Origin of the sequence: Lacticaseibacillus styriensis (assembly GCF_030770295.1) — a bacterium.
GTDB lineage: Bacteria > Bacillota > Bacilli > Lactobacillales > Lactobacillaceae > Lacticaseibacillus > Lacticaseibacillus casei.
The window spans coordinates 2,074,446-2,094,019 of record NZ_CP132483.1 but is presented as its reverse complement, the minus strand read 5'-3'; the positions used below and the strand labels follow the sequence as shown (position 1 = coordinate 2,094,019).

Here is a 19,574-nt window from a genome sequence, read left to right as displayed (position 1 = left end):
AGGACGGTGGATGATGGTTAGAAAAAAGTGGAAATTAGCTGGAAGCCTGCTATTGATAGCAACGTTGATACTTGTTCGGTGGTTGACACCTGCCAAAGTCGCGAACAATCTAGCAACTGGCATCCTTGGCATCACGCTTGTCATCGCCAGCGCCGCCACTTATATCATTAGTGGTTATCGGCGAACAAGTTAGGTTACCACAAAATTCGATAAACTAAAGAATGGCACTTAGCGAGACTACTAGAAAAGTCTTCTTTGGAACACAGATCACCACAATAAGCTAACATTTACTGCTTATTTAGGATTGGCATACTACATTATGGCGAATATATGCTGAAAAGTGGGATTGAAAACCACACAACTACCTAACTTGCATTTTATCGAGTTCTTCAGCAGCATCCAATGATCCGTTGTTTTTTGTTCTCCCAAAAATGTCAACTTTTACATCCCTGAAAATTGATCTATTTGAAATCTCGTGATACTGTATTTGTAGCGACAAGACAAAGAATTCTAATAGTCATGAGAGCACAATAGCCGTATCCCGGGTAGGGGATACGGCTATTTTTTTCACCCGCTGCAACTGACGGGCGTGTGGGTGGATGAGGCCACTGCATGGCTACCGTCGTCCGTTCCACTTAGAGGAGGGATTCCGGCTATCGTTTTTGCTATCATGAAGCAAGCCGCCTCCCTCTAACAACCTGTGGTAAACTTGCCTTAGTAGTGCTATTGCCAGTTATCCTTGCACTGACACAACTGATGTCGCTTCGTGTGGGAAAGAAGGAAAGACTCTTGAAAATCATCGCGATCGGAGACAATGTCGTTGACCTTTATCCAGCAGACAAGAAGATGTTTCTTGGCGGCCATGCTGCCAATACGGCGGTTTTTGCGACTATGATGGGGCTTGAGGCTGCTTACCTTGGCACGTTTGGTAATGATGCGCGCGGTGATTTTGCGCGGCGGACGCTTAGCGAACTTGGGGTTGATATCAGCCATTCGCTGCAGTACGACGGCCCTAATGCCTTCACAACGATGCGCCTCAGTGACGGCAAACGCCAGAAAACAGTTGGCGAACCGGTTCAGGAGCTTCAGTTGAGCCCTGATGATATCGCGTACATTAATACTTTTGATTTAGTCTACTTGAATAACGAAAGTGGTGCTGATGCCTTTTTGTCAGCCATCACGGCGCCTAAAATTTATGACTTTTCAACGATTGATGACGATCGGGTGTTCAAAAAAATTGCGCCGCAGATTGACCTTGCGTATCTTTCCGGAAAAGCCAAGTCTGATGATGATGTGGAGGCTCTGTGCCGGCGGGTTGCGGCAGCTGGTTGCGATCAGGTGGTTTGCTCGCGGGGACTTCGCGGCTCGGCGGCGCTGGTCAAGGATACGATGTCTTGGCAGCAGGCGCTTGGCGTTAAAGCGGTGGATGCGTTAGGGGCAGGGGATGCGTATATTACTTCGTTTGCAGCCACGCTTTATTCCTCCGCGAAGCCAACGCTTGATGCGAAAGTTTCGGAGTCGTTGAGTCATGCCACGAAGTTTTCGTCGGCACAGGTGCGTGTGCCGGGGTCGTTTGGGCATGGGGCGGCGTTGATTGCGTGACGCTGCGAGTGTGGACGTGTTTATTTGCGTAAAATTTCCTCCAGACTGACCTTTAAATATCTTTGTGCAGACGAAAGAGCCGCCGACTTGTAATCGGCGGCTCCTTTGTAGCTTGACGTGGTTAGTCTGTGATCATTTTTTAGATTTGATCAATATAGACTGCGAGCGTCTCAGTCGTGGCCTGACCAAGTTCTGTTGACGGCGCGTTAGTCTTGATCTAACTTTTGTCGCAACTTGGCAGTCACGGAGGAAGGCGGGTGGCCAACCTTAAGCTGAGCATTAACTTAACTATTTAATTCTTGTTCCTAAAACCCCATGGCCATCCTCGGCTCCCCAAAGCCGATTCGGCGGTCCAGAGGAAATGTGAGAAAGTTTACCCTAAACCTTTACCAACAGTTAGGTCGATTGCGGTCTCAAAGGCGGGTGTGGCTGACGTGATCAGGATCAGCCCCGCGCCTGCTTTAAAATATTGATGCATTGCGGTCGCCGGTGACCACCTCCCTTCTGTTCAAGGCAGATCATCGGGGGGAATGGGCGTGACTAAACGTCTATCCCTTCATTAATCAGTCGTTGCGGTCGCGTTTTTACGGAACTGGATTGGACGTTGCGGCTTGTGCCGGCTGGCCGGGCGTCAGCGTAAAGGTAATGACCCCGCTGTAGTTACCGGCTTTAACATCGTTGTCCTCAGGTACGTCCAATGTGACTTTGTTGAGGTCATAACTCGTGATCCCGCCGCCGTCTTGGCCCGTGCTGGTTGCAAATAGCGGCTGATCGCTTGTTGTCAAATCAACCGACTTTGTCCATGCTGGCGCCGCAGCGTTAGGCGTTACCAAAGTGTCGGGCACCATTTGAACAAAGGCGCCTTTCAGTGTCGCACCACTACCATTCGTAATCGGTGATTCTTTTGCCGAAACCGTATAGCCCGCGCCGGTACCGCGAAAATCGCTCACCGTCAGCAGTGAACTATCGGCAGTGGTAACTGGGTCGTTCACATTGCCTTTTACAATACTTTCAACCGTGACACCGGGAAAAGCGAGCGCGCTTGGTGCGGAAAGCCCAATGGTGCCACCGGTTACTGTGACTGACGTATTAGTCGTTCCGGTATCTTCGTCTGCAGCTAAAACGACGGAGCCGGTTGTCAAACTCCCTACTAGAAGGCCAGCAAAAGTGATTCCGCTGATCCAACGTTTCTTTGACATAAAAGTCCCCCCAGACAATGTCAAAATGAAAAACTCTTTGGAACACTTTTAATTGTATACAAGATACTTGTTAAGTTAATTAATCTGTTTCGTTAATATTGTGAATAATTACCCAAAACCGGTCTAGCAGCAATTTTCTGCAAACCATGATGGAGATTAAAACTGAACAGCGCAAAAAAGCCGTTAATTGTCTCAAATTTGGTAAAATAATTGTCAAAAATTGCGACTTACATTGAGAATCAAGAACAAATTCACGTATTTATTAAAAGAGTAATTGAAGAACGAACTTAGACTTACGGAGAATGCTGAGAAACATGGCGTTTCAATGTGAGCCGACCTAACCCGGGATTTTGCCGATATGGCGAATTTGCAAATGTTGAAAAGATAATTTTGTGCTTACTAAATAGCGCCCAGTTTGCATCCCGTCGCCTGCGCAGGTAAGCTTATTGAGAAGTGAGGCAATGATGACAGAAAAGCATGAACAACCCGATCAAACATCGCCTGAGCACCAGCAGTTGATCAAATTACCGAATGGCGTGACGGCAAAAGGTGTTTTGCTGCAGCGCGGGATGGCGAATCTTCAAAAAGAAGTCGAGCAGGCGGATTTTCCCGCCCAGACGAAGGCTTATTTGGCGTGGATGAATGATTTGAATGGCAATCGGTTTGGCATCAAGGTAACCGATGCAGCGGACCACGTATTAGTGCGGCATACGCAATTTTTGGATGATGCGATTAAGGAGCTGGCGTATGCTGATGCGCCAGCCAATGCTGAGTTGACGCCGGATGATTATAAACCGGCGCGTAATTTCTACGTTCCTTCCGCTGGGCTGGTCGCGTTGGTGGCGGCGTTGCAGTGGGCGGCGCAGCATGAACGCCAAGATGTGGTGGTTTACAGCACCCACCGCCATGACTTAACGTTCTACCAACCGCGCCATCAAGCCACGTTTCTTCAGCAATGGGCGCAGCAACAACTCAAGACACTGCCGCCTGATTTTCGGTTTCGCATTGCCACCAAGCTGGATCGCGATGCCACCCATGAAACGACAAAGCTTCGGATGCAATTGTGATATTTGCTGCAAAATTTGACGGAAAGGAGGCTGGTGTACCGTGGAGCAAGCCCAAGTTTATGAAAATGTCGACCTGCAAATTATTAAGTTACTGTTTAACAGCGACAGCAGTGATTATAAAGTTTATGCTGTCCGAATTTTAAATCCGAATCCTAAGTTGAAAATGACGCTGACGCAGGAAGTCACTGTGACGGGCGATATGGGCTATTACAATCGCCGGGCCATCATCACGGCCGACTTGGTCTATGATGACGCCGATTCCCTACGCTACCGCAAACCTTCCTATAAGGTTGCGCGGCTGCATTTTGGCTTGCCCAAAGAACCGCGGCGACAGTGGCAGCTGATCGACACGCTGCTGGTCCATCAGCCCACGGTTTTGCGCCGACTGCACGATTATTTTGCGGATGACGCGCCGATTTTGACCCTTTTTTCCAAAGATGACATTAAGACGGCGAAAATTCCCGGCGTTGGGCCGGCGACGATTCAAAAAATTGCTACTGCCATTCGCGGTAAGCTTGAAGTCGCGGTGTTAGCGAACCACTGGGGTAAAGCGCTCAGCTCCATGACTTACGAAAAGATTTGGTTAGCCTATAAAGATGCCGAGTTGGCCATGCAACACGTGGATGCCAATCCGTATGTTTTGATGCAGGTGGCCCAACTCGATTTCAAGAAGGTCGATGCCTTTGCGAAAAGTCGGGGAGTGGCGTCGAATGATCCGCACCGACTCGCAGCCGGGCTGCAATATATTTTCCGTACGGCGGTGCTGACGCAGGGGCTGACTTACATTACGATTACTTGGTTCAAGGAGCAGGCAGCTACCTTATTGGGCGTCAGTACAGATGACTTAACCATGTTCGCTGACCCTAAACAAGCGTTGGCGTATGGTTTTCTGCTGAACGAACAGTACGATTTGGTCACCAGCTGCGACATGTTTGCGACAGAAGGCTCGGTTGCTAGGATTATGGCCGTGGCCCAGAAAACGGCTGAACCTTTGATCAAGCCGGCCGAGTTGGACGAAAAATTGGACAAATTTTTGGATCGCCACCAGCTGGTCATCAACGATCAGCAGCGAGCCGCTTTTCAAAACGTGAATCAACATGGGCTAAGCGTGCTCAATGGCAGTGCTGGCACCGGGAAAACCTGGCTGACGAATCTGCTGGTGCACTTTTTCAATGCGCAAGCTAAAGGGAAAAGTGTGCTGCTGGCGCCAACTGGTCGTGCGGCAAAGGTGCTGGCGCGCTATACCCATGAACCAGCTGCCACGATTCACGCGTATCTGCATCTTTTACCGGGTGAAGAACTCGATCGGTTTGATTCTGAAGCTGACTGGGAGACGTTTGGCGATGCGCGGTTGATTATTGTGGATGAGAGTTCGATGTTGACGACGCCGCTTGCGTATACGGTGTTGAAAAATGTGAACTTCAAGAAGGCGCACGTCCTGTTCGTGGGTGATGTGTTTCAATTGCCGCCGATTGGTCCAGGAAACTTTTTGAAAGATTGTCTGGCGGACGAACACGTTGCGGCAACAACGCTGACCCGGGTTTATCGGCAGGACAGCCAGTCAGGTGTGTTGGCGCTGGCTAACCGCATTCGTGATCGGTTGGCGTTGCCTTTTGGGCCGGATGATGATCGATATGTAAGTGGCAATGTGGCATTGTATAACCAACGCGATGCCGGGCGGGTTTTCGACGCCGGCATCAAGGCGTATCAAGAGGCGCTTGCCAAGCATGGCCACCAGCCGGATTCGCAGTTGCTGATTGTCAATAAGAACATCGGCGCGACCGGACGCTTGCGCTTTAATGCGGAACTGCAGGCGCTGGTTAACCCTGCCAAGGCGGGCGAGCCCGAGTACGTCAGCAGCTACGTCGATCCGGTTACCAATCAAAAACACCACCTGCGTCTTAACGACCGGGTGATGATTTTGAAAAATGACAAACATGTGGCCTTGGTTGACCCGAAAACCTGGGAACGCCGCGCTGTGTTAGGTGAAAATGGCCTACAGAAAACCGATGAATTCGGAACGAAGCGCTGGCGTGAGACGATCATGGCCAATGGCGATACGGGCGTTGTGGCCCATATCGATCCCAAGCGGCATTTTCTGGTGGTTCAGGTCGGCGATCAATATTGTTATTACAGTTTCGGCAGTGTGCCGCGTGCGTTGACGCTGGCGTATGCGATTACGGTGCACAAGGCGCAGGGTGGCCAGGCTGATACGGTGATTGCGATCGTCAACGGTGCGGATCGCATGCTAAATGCACAGAGTTTTTATACGGCGCTGACACGAACCCAATCACAGTTTATCTTTTTTGGCGATTTTCGAGTCTTGCTGGCGCGCACCAAAATATATCCGATTGACTCCCGCCATGACCTACTCGGCAGTCTGCTTTCCGGGCAATTAACGGCGGACACTTTCAGTCGCTTCACGTTCGAGCAAATCCTGGCCTGGCTGGATCACCAGCGGCACCAAGGCATTCAGCCCCGCGCTGCTGTCACCGCCGCCAAACCCGAAGCCGCCACCCAGCCATTTGCGGTGCGGTACGCCGAGCAGTTGGATATTCTCAATCAGGTTGTCCGGGAAGTTGCCAAGCTGCCGGTGAAAAGGGCGACTGGGGAACGTTGACGCGAATTAGCAAGTAATTAGCAGAGACATAATTTACGAGTATACACTAAAAATGATCGCATTTCTTATCGGCGTGCGGTCATTTTCGTTTGTAAAGAAAATAATAGAGTAAACTGTGCGAATCGTAGTGCCAAAGCGGAGCAATCGGAGGCCAGATGGTGCCCACCCCGTTCCAGCCCCAGATGGCCGGAGATTGCGGAGTTTGGCACGGCATGGAACAAATTGACTACAATCTTTGATACAGTCTGGGATCAAGCAAGTTGAAAGACTTTTGCCAGAATTACTATCCAGATTGTCGTCAGATTCTTGCGTTGCATCTGGTTGCCCAGTGTTCGACCTACTTCGCCACAAAAACCAATTCCGTCCCCGTCGAACGCTCCGGATCGTAACGATAAGTCGGCGAATCAAACTGCGTCAATTCCGCGACTGTCGAAATTTGATGCATCGCCGCATAGCGGACCATTTCGCCGCGAGCGATTTTGGCATAAGTGGCGCGAGTTTTGAGCTTGCCGTTAACTAAGTGAGCAAAGCGGACGTCGATGAAGGTGTCATCCGGCTGTAAATAAGGGCGGATGGTTTTGGCGTATTCATCGGAGGCTAAGTTAATGATCGGGCCGGGGATGGTTGCCAGCGCCTGATAAAGCCGATCGCCCCAGAAATCGTATAAATGATGGTAAGGCGGTATGGCCAAGCGCGTTTGCATTTCCAGACGATAAGGGACAATGCCGTCGAATGGCCGCAGAATGCCATATAGGCCGGACAAAATGCGCAGATGTTGCTGAATGTAACCCAAACCCGCGTCATCTAACAAATCAGGTGCCATGTATTGGTATTGAATGCCGACATAGCTGAAAATAGCCGGTGACTGCTGGCGCGTGACGTCGCTTGTCTGCAACTGTTGATAAGCCTCCTGCGTCAGGCGGTCACTGGTTTGCCACAGCACCTGCATTTCCGCTTGTGTCAGTTGCTGCATCTGCTTAAGCAACATTTCCGCCTGATCACGAAACTGCGGCTGGCTCTGGACCGGGAAATCGTCTTGGGCGACCACCATTTTCTTGGCCGGGGCGATGATGAATTTCATTGATAAAACCAAACTTTCTAAGTAGGATGAGCCATTTTCAAAAAATGGCAGCAAAGAAACTTTTAAAATGGCAGCTTTGCAATATCGCCATTCGCTTGTGTCGTTGTTTGCGGTAGATGGCTGACGGCTTGCAACGTCATCAAGGTCGCGGAAAAGTCACCATGCGCCAGCGGCAAGGTCACGCCGGCAAAGTTCAACTCCGCACCGGTCGCAGTCTTTTTGTCGTTAATCTGATACGACATGGTCGGGCGCAGATAATGCAGCAGGACATGCTGATAATGCGGAATCGGCGCAATGACCCCGGCTGATGTCAAGACGATGGCTTTAGTTTTTGCCTCGTCGGTGATGAGCCAGCAGACCTGATCCTGATTTGGATGGCTGGGATGGAGACGATAAAGGCTGCCATTTTGCAATTCGGCACGATTGGCTTTGTAAAAGTCAAAGCTCGCTTTGACTGCTGCGGCTTCGGCAGGACTGAGTTGGCTGGGCGGGCACTCGATGCCGGTCACGCCGACCAGACTCAGCAGTGCCCGTGTTCGCAGCGGCGTCACCCGCGAATCCTGCAGGTTGGGTGACATCGTAAAGTGGGAGACGAACGTTCTAAGCGGGAAGAATAACGAGAAGCCATTCATGATCTTCATGCGATAAACCGGATCGGTGAAATCACTGGTCCACGTCTGATCGGTGTACGCCAGCATCCCACCATCCAACCGACCACCGCCGGAAGAACAATTTTCGATGATGAGCTTAGGAAAAGTAGCGCGTAACGTTTTCAACACGCGATACAAGCCGCGAGTATAACGGTAACCCACTTCACCTTGTTGATCCGGCGGCAAAACCGGGCTGCCAGGCTGACTGAAGTGGCGATTGTAATCCCATTTTAGATAGTCGATGTGATTCGTCCGGACCAGGTCAGTCAACACGGCAATCAAATGATCCTGCACGATGCGCTGGCTGAGGTCCAACACCAATTGGTTACGCGACCGCAACGGCTTTTGCCCAACATATTGCATGGCCCAATCCGGGTGTGCCGCATACAGTTCGCTATTTTCGCTGATCATTTCCGGATCGACCCACAAGCCGAACGCCAGCCCCCGCGCATGCAAGGCATCGGCAACTGGTCGCAAGCCGCGTGGAAACTTAACCGGATCCGGCACCCAATCGCCAAGCTGGCCAGCATCGTTGGGACGATTTTTAAACCAGCCATCGTCCACCACGATCAGTTCGACGCCGAGCGCCTCCGCCTTGGGAATCTCCGCCAGCACCTTGGCTTCGCTCACGTCAAAATAAGTCGATTCCCACGTGTTATATTCAATCAGATTCTGCCGCGGCACCGGCATGACGTGATTGGCGAAGAATTGATGGAAAATATGGCTCAGATCATTCAGGCCCTTAGTCGTATACGCAACTGCGGCCTCAGGAGTGACAAACGGCTTACCGGGCTTAAGCTGCCAGGAAAAGAGTTCCGGATTCAAGCCCATCACCAGGCGACTATTGCCAAACTGATCTACTTGCGCCGTGTAATTAAAATTGCCACTCCACAAAAGCGTGACCCCCAGCGCCTCACCCGCAAAATCATCGGTCGCCGGTGCCGCCAAAATCGTCGCCGGCACGCCTTGAGGTCCGCTCGCCCCATAATTGCTGGCAATTGATTTTTTACCGGGTGTCAGCGGTTGACGCGTAACACTGGCCTCGCTCAGATGTGCGCCGGTCAAGGTAATGAGGTCGTACGCATGATCGTCAAAATCAAGCTGAAGACTGGCAGCATGGGTAATCGTCAGGGTGTTGTCACTCAGATTGCGGTAAGCCACTTGCTTCAGCAGCACCGGCAGATCGCCAACGATCGTGTACTTAAGGTGAACCGCCAACGTATCGGTTTCATCATGCATGGTAATAATCAACGTCTGACCATGTGGTGTCCGCGCAGTCGGCAGTGTGCCGTTGAAGTTTTCATTACCGGCCAGAATCTGAAAATCGTGAAACTTGAGATTGCCGATCAACTGGCCATGAGCATTCCGCACGGCATAAGCAGGCGTGCGATAGTCGCCACCCATCAGCGTGCTGTATTCAAGCGGCAGGGTCGTCAGCGAAAACGGCGCGGCATCATTTTGAATGTTAAACGCATGACTAAAATCTTCCAACTTCGCCGTCCCCGAAAACTGCTCCAGCGCCGGACCGCAATAACGCTTCACAAGGTACCCGCGAATCACCTGAATAATGTAGCTAAAAGTGGCGTTATGCAGGTGAAAAAGCTGGCGTTGCGGATCATATTCGATATTTGCCATGGTGAGCCTCCTGGAAAATCTCTGGTTTTAATCTATTATAAGCAAACGGCCGGTGATTTGCTTGGGGGACATGTTAGGTGGGGCGGAAATGTTCAGCTATTCTAAAAAAGGTTTCCATAAATTATGGTGGAGCTGTGTATGGGAGGAAAGAATAGCTTGAACATTTTATTGGAACCTTAGGATGTCAGTGCCAAGGCGGAGCAATCGGAGGCCAGATGGGGCTCAGCAGTGAAGTCATTGTTGGCGGTTTACCGCCTACAATGAGGCCGATCTTCGAGACCGCGTACTTTGCGGGCTCGAAGTCGTGCCCACTGCGTTCCAGCCCCAGCTGGCCGGAGATTGCGGAGTTTGGCACGACAACAAACGCAAGCCCCCAAAATTCCCCCCGACTGAAGTCGAATATTTTGCTTATAAAAATTATAAACAATAACTACTATAATCTTTGACGCGCCATCTGGCACTCCCGTAGAATTTTAATTGTAGTTAAGCACTAATAACGACATTATAAAATTTTTGAAGGGAGTGCATAGTATGAATGCATTTATTGGTTGGCTGAACCGGCATATCGTCCCGGTCGCAGCAAAGATTGGATCGATTCGCTGGTTAGTCGCATTACGTGACGCGTTTATCGCGATCATGCCGGCGATGATGGCCGGCGCGGTTTCCACCGTCTTGAACGTTTTGATTCGCGACATCCCGACCCAGTTCAAGTGGATGGGTATCGTCAACAGCATGCAATGGCTCATCGGCATCAACGCCATGGTGTGGACCGGAACCCTGGCCATTTTAGGCCTGCTATTCGCCTTTACGTTCGGGTACCACCTAGCCGTTCAGTACCAAGTAGAACCGGTGACCGGCGGGATTGTTGTGCTCGGCACGTTCATCATGAGCCTGCCGCAAAACTTCACCTTAGCGTTAAAAGGGACGCTCGGTAAAGGAGCAGCCAAACTCATCACCGATGCCGGTGGCGTTGTAGACGGCAAAAACGTCAGCATGTGGGGCTTCTTCAACTTCAACAAGTTCTTCGGCTCCTATGGTTTCTTCACCGTCATGATCATGGGCGCCCTTGCCATGACCCTCTACATCTGGTTAATGAAGAAAAACGTTACGATCCGCATGCCGGAATCGGTACCGCCAGCCATTGCCAAGGCATTCACTGGGATCATTCCCGCGACCGCCGCGTTATACCTGGCCGGCGTTGTGAATTACCTGTTCAGCGTCAACAAGACCACCGTCATCGAGTTCATCGCCACGATTGTTCAGGAACCACTTTTGAACATGTCCCAAGGTTTCTGGGCTGTGTTACTGATGACGCTGCTGGTGCAGATTTTCTGGTTCTTCGGTCTCCACGGTACAAACGTCTTGGGACCAGTTTTGGACTCAATCTGGCTAACCGCCCAAATCGCTAATATGAATGCATTCATGAAAGGCGAAGCACTGCCATTTGTCTGGACCCGTAATGCCTTCGATCTGTATGCATGGATTGGTGGCGCCGGCAGTACCTTACTATTACTGATTGCCATCCTCATGTTCTCGAAGCGTGACGATCAGCGCACCGTGGCGAAACTCTCAATTGCGCCTGGCTGCTTTAACGTCAACGAACCAGTGATGTTCGGGCTGCCAATTGTGCTCGACCCGATTTACTTCATTCCATTCATCGCGGCACCGGTTGTCATGGTCTCAATCGCATATGGTGCACACATGTTGGGCTGGGTATCGCCGGTTAAGAACCAAATCGTGTGGTCCATGCCACCGTTTGTGAACTCAATCATCGCTACCATGGACTGGCGCGCACCGATTTTACAGGCCGTCAACATGGTCATCGGCTTCCTGATTTATGTACCATTCGTCAAAGCCGCCAATAAGCTGGATCCGGAACTGCACATGACCGAACCGCCAGCAGAAAAAACCAAAGAAGCGGCCGATGACGATCGCAACCTAGAAGGTGATGCGATTTGAAAACCGCAACCACCGCGCTCATTCTGATCAACATCAGCATGGCGATCATCGTTTTCAGCGCGTTCATGCCAACACCATGGCGCATTGGCGGCTGTCTTCTGGGCGTCATCGCCACCATTCTCTGCACGCGCAGGTACGTCGGTCTGGTTAAAACAAAATAAATCAACGCAGTCACGATCCGGACTTGTTCACCCACGCTGCATCGTGCCAAAAGGAGGCCGAGATGAAAATTATTATGAATTTACCGGTGGAACCGAACGTCTTTTTCAATCAACTGCAACAATCCGCCTTAGCCGATATTCGTCAGCATACTGGGCGCGAACCGTTGCCTAAAAGTCTGCGCGGATACAGTTATGCCAAAAATTGGCCGAATGGACGCACGGCGCGGCTGACCATCACCGAATTCGAACCTAATTCAGTCTATGCGTATGAATTGGCAACGCCGCGGGATGATTTTAAAGTCCGCTATCAGTTAACGCCACTGGAAAGCGGTAAAAGTCGGCTCGTCTATGAAGAGTCACTTGTCGCCAAAAGCGCGCGTGGTGCCGCCAACAATCGTGCCAGTGGGTTTTTGCTCGGCTGGTTCCGCAAACGGCGCTTTAAAAAAATGGCCCGCCAGATGTGTGCTACCTGAGAGCCTAACTAGTCACTGTAAAATGAAGCGTGATCTTTTGTGCCACAATCGCTGAAAGATCACGTGCAATAAACGCTAAAAGGAGGATCTATGGGCAAACTTGGCATCAGCCTCTATCCGGAACAAACAACGGTCGCGCAGACAACTGCCTATTTAGAAGCTGCGCAGCAATTCGGTTACCGTAGGCTTTTCACGTCACTGCTACAACTGTCAGGAGACCACGGTCGCGATCAGCTTGCGGTCTTCAAAGCTGTGGTGGCCAAGGCCAATCAACTCGGTTTTCAAACCATTGTCGATATTGCTCCGCCGCTGTTTAAAGAACTGGGCATTGACTATCATGACCTGAGTTTCTTCCATGACTTAGGCGTTTGGGGCCTGCGTCTTGACGAAGGCTTCACCGGTCAGGAAGAAGCTTTGATGACGCATAATCAATATGGTCTGAAAATCGAACTCAACATGAGTGCCGGGACGAATGCGATTGATGCGATCATGTCCTTTGGTCCGCGGCGGTCGAACTTACTAGGTTGTCACAACTTTTATCCGCAAGAATACACTGGCTTAGGCGATGAACGGATGGTGACTTATTCCCAGAAGTTTCGGCAGTACGGCCTTCGAACAGCCGCTTTTATCAGCGCGCCGAGTGCGGATCATGGGCCGTGGCCAGTCAGCGAAGGCTTGCCGACGTTGGAAAGCGATCGTCACCGCTCGATCGCCAGTCAAGTGCATCACCTGCGCTTGACCGAGGTGATTGATGACGTCCTTATTGGTAACGCACTGGCAAATGAGGCCGATTTAAAAGCAGCGGCATTGGCATTCTTTTGTCCTTATCCGACACTGCGGATGACTACTGAGCTGGCGCTTGCGGATCTCGAGGCTAAAATTGCGTTCAGTGAGGCTCACCTGTATCGCGGCGATGCGTCTGATTACCTGATTCGCGATACCCAACCGCGCGTGCGTTATGCCGGGCAACCGCTGCCGGCACACGATGCCACCGGGACCTTGCACCGCGGGGATGTCGTGGTGGTCAATGAAACTTACAAGCGTTACGCGGGCGAGCTGCAAATCGTGTTGCGTGATCTGCCCAACGATGGGCGCCGCAATAAAATCGGCCAACTGACCGATGAAGATTTGACGTTGTTGCCATTGTTGAAACCATGGCGGACGTTTATGCTAAAGCATGTTGCCGAGTAGCAATTTATTCAAGATAATTCAGAGGAGACATTAAACAAATGAATGAAGTAAACGAAGAAACAATTATGGGCTTGATTATGGCCGGCGGAAACGCTAAAAGTGAGGCCTTTGAAGCCATTCAAGCAGCGAAAACCGGCAACTTCAGTGAAGCGGATCAGCATTTAAAATTGGCTGATGAGGCATTGGTGACGGCTCATAATGTGCAGACTGAGTTGTTGACGGCTGAGGCGAGCGGCGAGCATGCGACGATTTCGTTGCTGATGGTGCATGCCCAGGATCACTTAATGAATGCGATCACGTTTCGCGATTTAGCTGGCGAAGTCGTGTCAGTGTATCAGCGCTTGGCGGAAGTAACCGCGGTGACTGATTAGCAAATGGCATTGTGAGGGGCATTCAGCCTCATCTAAAGGGCAACAAACGCACTTAAATCAAATTGCTATTTCAGCAAAAGGCTGGGGCAACGCGGATCTGAGAACTTGTCAGGCGCGTTGTTCCAGTCTTTTTATATTACCGTGTGGGACGCTATAACTCGGTGCAGGTGCAGAATTCCGAAAACTACCATAACGCTTTTGCTGACGCAGACTTCTAACTGCGCCAGCTCACGCTCATCCCATGACTTTGCGCAATTTACCAACCGCAATTGGCAAAGTGAGGTATGGCTTGCTTTTGTCCAGATCACTTGCCACGGTCTTAGGCAGAATAACATCACTTTGCACGCCGTTAACATAGATAACCGTGTTGTCGAGGTTGAGTACATCACGGCCATAGCGCTTCAGCAACTGGTCACGCAGCGCGGAGACAACAACGCGCTGTTGATAAATGTAAAAGCCATTGTCATCAGCTTCGGGGTATTTGCTGCCGACCAATTTCAGCTTATCCGGTGCATTGTCGAGCGGCACAAAGACCTTGCCGGAAACTTGCTCGGCTTCTTCTTCGTCAACCACACCGTCATGATTCTTGTCTTGGGCACTTGTGGCTGGCGCAACCGGTGCATCTGATCCGGTACTTTCCAATACGGCCATGTGATTCATATCTGCTGGTGTATTGAACATTTCGATCCGGATTTGCAAAGCATCATCATCGGTGACCTCAAAATTTGCAAACCCGTGCGCTTGGCGGCCGATGCAATCCGAATTAAGTGCCCGCAACGTTGCCCTATATCGCTTACGCATAAACCCGCCTCCATTTTTGAGTTATTTTAGGTAAACCTAACTCGTCTTTAATGTTAGTCCTTTTAGACAAAAAATCAAGGCCGTGAAACATCGAGAAACATTGACATATCAATGTGGAACAGGGAAAATATGCAAGGCTGTTCGTCAAAATCGATATTATTGTAAAAAAAACGAATATTGCGCGCAAAAAAGTTAGTGATCGTTAACACCCAACATCCCAAGTGTCTTCATGTGGCTCGATCGGAACAACCGGCTATACTCTTCCTGATTTAGAAATGGATGCAACAGAGGAACAGGGATTTTGACAGAGGAAAAGAGGTCATCAACTTGGCAAAAGTTAAAGTGCTGACCATCCTCGACACGACCAGCGCCATTTAAATAATTGTGATTTTATATCATTGAATTGACCACAACCAATCATTGCTTATGATTGCATAAGCGTTGTACGATAAAAACGGCATAAGGCTAGGCCAGATCTGGCTTTAAGCTAAGTGGCGTATGTCACAATAACGCGGTATGACCAAGGCTTTTGCCGACTGTCTTGGCAGGAAAACTTGATCACAAAATAACAATTTGCCATTTTGGAAGCGTTTTCGGTGTTGCATTTAGCGCCACTGGTGTATAGTTAAATTGGAATCATTGTAATATGGGAGGTGCATTATGAGAGTCGTTATTTTCTCCACCTGTATCGTGGATCTTTTCTTTCCCAATGTTGGGGCGGCGATGACCGAAGTGCTTGAGCGGTTTGGGTGTGAAACGTTTATGCCGGTCAAACAGATTTGTTGCGGCCAGCCAACCTATAACTCTGGCTATGTGAAAGCCAGCCAGAAGGTGTTCCGCAACGAAATCGATGCGTTGTTGTCGGTGGACGCCGATTATATTGTCGGTCCAGCCGGTTCTTGCGTGAACATGTTGCGGGAATACCGGATTTTGTTGAAGGATGATCCCGAATATGCGGAAAAGGCCAAGCAAGTCGCGGACAAGACGTACGAATTTTCCCAATTTCTATATCGCGTGCTGAATGTCATCGATGCCGGGGCCGAATTGGATGCCAAGGCCACTTATCACCGTTCCTGCCACATGACGCGGTTGCTCGGTGAGCGCACGGCGCCATTTAAGCTGCTGGATCATGTGAAGGACTTGCAGATGGAACCGTTGCCGCATATCGAAAACTGTTGCGGCTTTGGCGGGATGTTCTCTGCCAAGGAGCCGGAAATTTCCAAGCAAATGGTTGATGAAAAAGTCAACGATGTATTGAGCACAGGCGCGCAGGTTTTGATTTCAGCCGATCCGTCTTGCCTGATGAACATTGCCGGCCGTTTTTCCCGGCGAAATGAAAAGATCAAGATCATGCATATCGCGGAAGTTTTGAACCACAATGTTAATCCGGAGCGGATCAAGTTCCATGAACCGCTTGGGGTCGAACAGGAGGTGCGCCCATGACAATTTCAACCAGTGACAAGCCGTTCTTGGAGCGGGTTAAGGAATCAGAACAAGACAAATTCATGCAGGCCAGCGTTGCCAAGTCGCAAGATGCCCAGTGGGACAAGCGGGAAGCTTCACGTAAGGAGCTCGGCAACTGGCCGCAATGGCGGGATCTAGGCGAACAGATTCGCCAACATGTCATTAAGTACTTACCAGATTATCTGGAAGAATTTAGCGATAACATCGAAAAGCGCGGCGGTCACGTTTATTTTGCCAAAACCGACAAAGAGGCGGCTGCGTATATTACGAAGCTCGCCAAGGAAAAGCAGGCACATAAAATTGTGAAGTCCAAGTCAATGGTGACCACGGAGATCAACCTGGACAAGGAATTATTGAAAATTCCGGGCACCCAGTTGATGGAAACCGATTTGGCGGAATTTATTTTGCAAGAAGACGATTGGGCCGAACCAACGCACATTGTCTTTCCGGCATTAGCCAAAAACCGCGATCAAGTCAAAGAAATCTTCGACAAACTCGGTTATGAAGGCGACAACGATCCGGAACATCTGGCGCGGTTTGCCCGGAAATACCTGCGTCGTTACTTCTTACAGGCAGATTTCGGGATTACCGGCTGTAATTTTGCCATCGCCGATTCCGGGCTGATTAATTTGGTAACCAATGAAGGTAACGCCGATCTGACCATGGCTATCCCGAAGACGCAGGTGGTTGTGATGGGGATGGAACGGATCGTGCCGAGTCTGAAGGAAGCCGAGACGCTGGATAACATGTTGTCGCGGTCGGCGGTTGGTCAGAAGCTGACCAGTTACTGTTCCTTCTCTGGCAAGCAAGTCGAAGGTGAAGCAGACGGTCCCGAAGACTTTCACGTGGTCATTGTCGACAACGGCCGCAGCAACGCGCTCGGTACGCCGTTTGAACCGGTGCTGCAGTGTATCCGTTGCGGGGCCTGCCTCAACGTCTGCCCGGTTTATCGTCATATCGGCGGACACGGCTATGGCTCGATTTACCCCGGACCGATCGGCGCAGTGCTGTCACCAGTGCTAGACGGCTATGAAAAGTTCGGCGACTTGCCGTTTGCTTCTAGCCTTTGTGCCGCCTGCACCGAAACCTGCCCTGTCCGCATTCCGCTGCACCATCTGCTGATCAAGCACCGTGAAGTTATGATGGACAAGCTGAAGATGGATCATAGTTTTAGCGATAAGATTATGAAAATGGTCGGTGTCGGCACCAGTGCACCGGTTTTGTTCAACATGGCACTTGATATGGATCATGCGATGATGGGCGTTTTGGCAACCAAAGACCAGGGCAGCGTTGAAAATGAATACAATAGCGGCCGGATCAAACAAACCGGCATGATGCCGAAGCTGGCGCGCGGTTGGACCGATGTGCGTGATTTACCGCGGCCGCCGAAGAAGAATGAGAACTTCCGGCACTGGTTCAAACAACACAAAGCAGCATTGGAGGCGCAAAAACATGATTGATCACAGTAATCGCGAAGACTTTTTAAATGCTATTGCCGAAAAAGCCGGTCGCCCGCGCCACCAGCTTCAGGATCATCCGTTTGAGCCGCTGAATGATCTGCCGGAAACCACGTTGTCTGGCCATTCACAAGACGAGCTGGAAGCAATCGCCAAGAAAAATAGCGAAGCCGTGCATGTGACCTTTTCCACGACGGACAAGGCTGGGCTGGCCGATGCGTTGAATGCTTACATTGAACACGACGCGCCGAAAACGCTCATTCTGCCGACAACGGATCAGTATGATGACTTTGGTCTCCGTGACTGGACGGAAACCGTTGCGCCGAAGCCGATGTATTGGACGCCGGGAAAAGGCCGCGACTTCAACTTGAAGCAGGCGGCGGCAGCCGATGTTGCGATCGGGTTTGCCGATTACCTGCTGGCCGAATCCGGCACTATCACCATTGCGACAACGCCGGGGCAGGGCCGCGGCTTCCACTTTTTGCCGACACATTATCTCGCCATCGTTAAGAAAAGCAACATTTTGCCACGGTCACGGCAGGCGATGGATCGTTACGATGCCGCTATCAAAGCGGGTGAGCTGCAAACCAGCAATATTAACTTCATTACCGGGCCATCAAACTCGGGTGATATTGAAATGACGTTGGTTGTTGGGGTGCACGGGCCGCTGGATATGACTTATTTGGTGGTTGAAGATATGTAGCAGGTAGCTCGTTAATGTGAGATGCTTGAATGAAACGGTCTTAGGGACAGCAGTTGTCTCTGTGGCCGTTTTTTGGTGCGCCGGGGTTTATGTCACTTTTCGCGGTCAAGCGACCGTTCATACAGATATGGTATACTTGCTGATGAAATGATTTGTACCGGTGCTTAGTGAACGCTTAAATTGTAAACGTGTACAACGCCGGTTTGCTTATTAATGAAGGGGATATAACGTAATGACAGAAGCAATCGATTTGAAGGCCGGGATGGTCTTTGTTAAGGATGGCAAGTTGATTAAGGTTTTGGAATCGAATCATCACAAGCCAGGCAAGGGTAATACTGTGATGCAGATGAAGCTTTACGATGTGCGTTCCGGAGCCAACGTGACCACGACGATGCGGCCGAGTGAAAAGGTCGAAATTGCGATCATGGATCGTAAAAAGGCCACTTATCTGTATACGCAAGACGACACCGCTTATTTCATGGACAGTGATACCTATGAGCAGTATGAGGTTCCAACTGCCAGCATTGCGCGTGAGCTTAAGTACATGCTGCCAAATGTGCCGGTCGAAATTGAGTTTTATGGTGATGAAGTGATTGGCCTTGAGCTGCCGGGAACAGTCGAGCTTGAAGTCACAGACACGCAGCCGGCAGTCAAAGGCGGCACGGTGGCAGGAGGCGGCAAGCCAGCCACACTTGAAACTGGCTTAGTCGTTACCGTTCCCGATTTTGTTAAAGCCGGGGAAAAGATTTTGGTTACCACTGACACTGGTACTTACAAGGGTCGTGCCCAGAAGTAAATTGATTCAAGATGCGTCCAGTTGAAGGGCGCTTTTTTAATGGCCGAAAAGTTTAGTTAAGTCTTGATGGGCAAGGGTAGCATTGGATGACCATGCTTGGCAAAAGAAAACGCGTTTACTGGACCCAGAAACCTGCGTGTAAGGGCCTTGGGCTTGATAGCCAAACTCGGGGGCATTTGGGGGAGTCAGGCAATCCGGTTCCGAAACGCGCTCACTGGCCCAGAAGCCTGCACATAAGGACCTCAAGCTTAAATGGCCAAAGACCAGCCATTTAAGCTTGAGGCCACTTATGCTCCGGCTTCTAACCGGGCCAGTTCGCGCTCTGGGCTGATTAATTGTAGCGA

17 protein-coding genes are annotated in these 19,574 nt (G+C 50.5%); 13 read left to right on the top strand and 4 right to left on the bottom strand.

Going from position 1 to position 19,574, the window contains the following annotated elements; genetic code table 11:
* Positions 1 to 10: 10 nt before the first annotated feature.
* Together LACSTY_RS09945 and LACSTY_RS09940 are read left to right on the top strand one after the other, a co-directional pair.
* Positions 11 to 193: a hypothetical protein gene (locus LACSTY_RS09945; RefSeq protein ID WP_151901589.1), complete on the top strand. Its 183-nt coding sequence runs from the start codon at positions 11 to 13 to the stop codon at positions 191 to 193.
* Positions 194 to 789: 596 nt separating this feature from the next.
* Positions 790 to 1,602, top strand: a complete 813-nt coding sequence (locus tag LACSTY_RS09940) for a PfkB family carbohydrate kinase (protein WP_087912523.1) — start codon at positions 790 to 792, stop codon at positions 1,600 to 1,602.
* Positions 1,603 to 2,186: 584 nt separating this feature from the next.
* Here LACSTY_RS09940 and LACSTY_RS09935 read toward each other — a convergent pair.
* Positions 2,187 to 2,801: a WxL domain-containing protein gene (locus LACSTY_RS09935; protein WP_087912522.1), complete on the bottom strand. Its 615-nt coding sequence runs from the start codon at positions 2,799 to 2,801 to the stop codon at positions 2,187 to 2,189.
* Positions 2,802 to 3,262: 461 nt separating this feature from the next.
* Between LACSTY_RS09935 and LACSTY_RS09930 the strand changes: the two genes are divergently transcribed.
* Together LACSTY_RS09930 and LACSTY_RS09925 are read left to right on the top strand one after the other, a co-directional pair.
* Positions 3,263 to 3,868, top strand: a complete 606-nt coding sequence (locus tag LACSTY_RS09930) for a hypothetical protein (RefSeq protein WP_191981856.1) — start codon at positions 3,263 to 3,265, stop codon at positions 3,866 to 3,868.
* Between the two features lie 40 nt (positions 3,869 to 3,908).
* Positions 3,909 to 6,488, top strand: a complete 2,580-nt coding sequence (locus LACSTY_RS09925; protein WP_087912521.1) for an ATP-dependent DNA helicase — start codon at positions 3,909 to 3,911, stop codon at positions 6,486 to 6,488.
* Between the two features lie 337 nt (positions 6,489 to 6,825).
* Here the strand turns inward: LACSTY_RS09925 and yaaA are convergent, their stop codons facing one another.
* Together yaaA and LACSTY_RS09915 are read right to left on the bottom strand one after the other, a co-directional pair.
* The gene (gene yaaA, locus LACSTY_RS09920; protein WP_087912520.1) at positions 6,826 to 7,569 is read right to left on the bottom strand and encodes a peroxide stress protein YaaA; all 744 of its coding nucleotides are present in this window, start codon (positions 7,567 to 7,569) and stop codon (positions 6,826 to 6,828) included.
* 62 nt (positions 7,570 to 7,631) lie between these two features.
* Positions 7,632 to 9,854, bottom strand: a complete 2,223-nt coding sequence (locus LACSTY_RS09915) for an alpha-galactosidase (RefSeq protein WP_087912519.1) — start codon at positions 9,852 to 9,854, stop codon at positions 7,632 to 7,634.
* Between the two features lie 531 nt (positions 9,855 to 10,385).
* Here LACSTY_RS09915 and LACSTY_RS09910 point away from each other — a divergent pair.
* The 5 genes from LACSTY_RS09910 to LACSTY_RS09890 all read left to right on the top strand — a co-directional run bounded on the left by LACSTY_RS09910 (position 10,386) and on the right by LACSTY_RS09890 (position 14,009).
* Positions 10,386 to 11,813, top strand: coding sequence for a PTS sugar transporter subunit IIC (locus LACSTY_RS09910; RefSeq protein ID WP_087912518.1), 1,428 nt, complete (start codon positions 10,386 to 10,388; stop codon positions 11,811 to 11,813).
* The gene (locus LACSTY_RS09905) at positions 11,810 to 11,974 is read left to right on the top strand and encodes a hypothetical protein (RefSeq protein ID WP_191981875.1); all 165 of its coding nucleotides are present in this window, start codon (positions 11,810 to 11,812) and stop codon (positions 11,972 to 11,974) included. Before LACSTY_RS09910 ends, LACSTY_RS09905 begins: the two co-directional genes overlap by 4 nt.
* Positions 11,975 to 12,036: 62 nt before the next feature.
* On the top strand, positions 12,037 to 12,447 hold the full coding sequence (locus tag LACSTY_RS09900; protein ID WP_087912517.1) for a DUF3284 domain-containing protein: 411 nt from the start codon (positions 12,037 to 12,039) through the stop codon (positions 12,445 to 12,447).
* Between the two features lie 90 nt (positions 12,448 to 12,537).
* The gene (locus LACSTY_RS09895) at positions 12,538 to 13,638 is read left to right on the top strand and encodes a DUF871 domain-containing protein (protein ID WP_087912516.1); all 1,101 of its coding nucleotides are present in this window, start codon (positions 12,538 to 12,540) and stop codon (positions 13,636 to 13,638) included.
* Between the two features lie 38 nt (positions 13,639 to 13,676).
* Positions 13,677 to 14,009 carry a PTS lactose/cellobiose transporter subunit IIA gene (locus tag LACSTY_RS09890; protein ID WP_087912515.1) on the top strand — a complete coding sequence of 111 codons (333 nt, stop codon included), beginning with the start codon at positions 13,677 to 13,679 and terminating at the stop codon, positions 14,007 to 14,009.
* A 234-nt stretch (positions 14,010 to 14,243) separates the two neighbouring features.
* Here the strand turns inward: LACSTY_RS09890 and LACSTY_RS09885 are convergent, their stop codons facing one another.
* Positions 14,244 to 14,810 (bottom strand): hypothetical protein, encoded by a 567-nt coding sequence (locus tag LACSTY_RS09885; RefSeq protein ID WP_087912514.1) that lies wholly within the window; start codon positions 14,808 to 14,810, stop codon positions 14,244 to 14,246.
* A gap of 660 nt (positions 14,811 to 15,470) precedes the next feature.
* Here LACSTY_RS09885 and LACSTY_RS09880 point away from each other — a divergent pair.
* The 4 genes from LACSTY_RS09880 (at position 15,471) to efp (ending at position 19,230) form a co-directional block, all read left to right on the top strand.
* Positions 15,471 to 16,253 carry a (Fe-S)-binding protein gene (locus tag LACSTY_RS09880; RefSeq protein WP_087912513.1) on the top strand — a complete coding sequence of 261 codons (783 nt, stop codon included), beginning with the start codon at positions 15,471 to 15,473 and terminating at the stop codon, positions 16,251 to 16,253.
* Positions 16,250 to 17,734 (top strand): LutB/LldF family L-lactate oxidation iron-sulfur protein, encoded by a 1,485-nt coding sequence (locus tag LACSTY_RS09875; RefSeq protein ID WP_087912512.1) that lies wholly within the window; start codon positions 16,250 to 16,252, stop codon positions 17,732 to 17,734. The genes LACSTY_RS09880 and LACSTY_RS09875 overlap by 4 nt, the downstream gene beginning before the upstream one ends.
* Positions 17,727 to 18,434, top strand: coding sequence for a LutC/YkgG family protein (locus tag LACSTY_RS09870; protein WP_087912511.1), 708 nt, complete (start codon positions 17,727 to 17,729; stop codon positions 18,432 to 18,434). Before LACSTY_RS09875 ends, LACSTY_RS09870 begins: the two co-directional genes overlap by 8 nt.
* Before the next feature lie 232 nt (positions 18,435 to 18,666).
* On the top strand, positions 18,667 to 19,230 hold the full coding sequence (efp, locus tag LACSTY_RS09865; RefSeq protein WP_010491634.1) for an elongation factor P: 564 nt from the start codon (positions 18,667 to 18,669) through the stop codon (positions 19,228 to 19,230).
* Positions 19,231 to 19,574 lie beyond the last annotated feature (344 nt).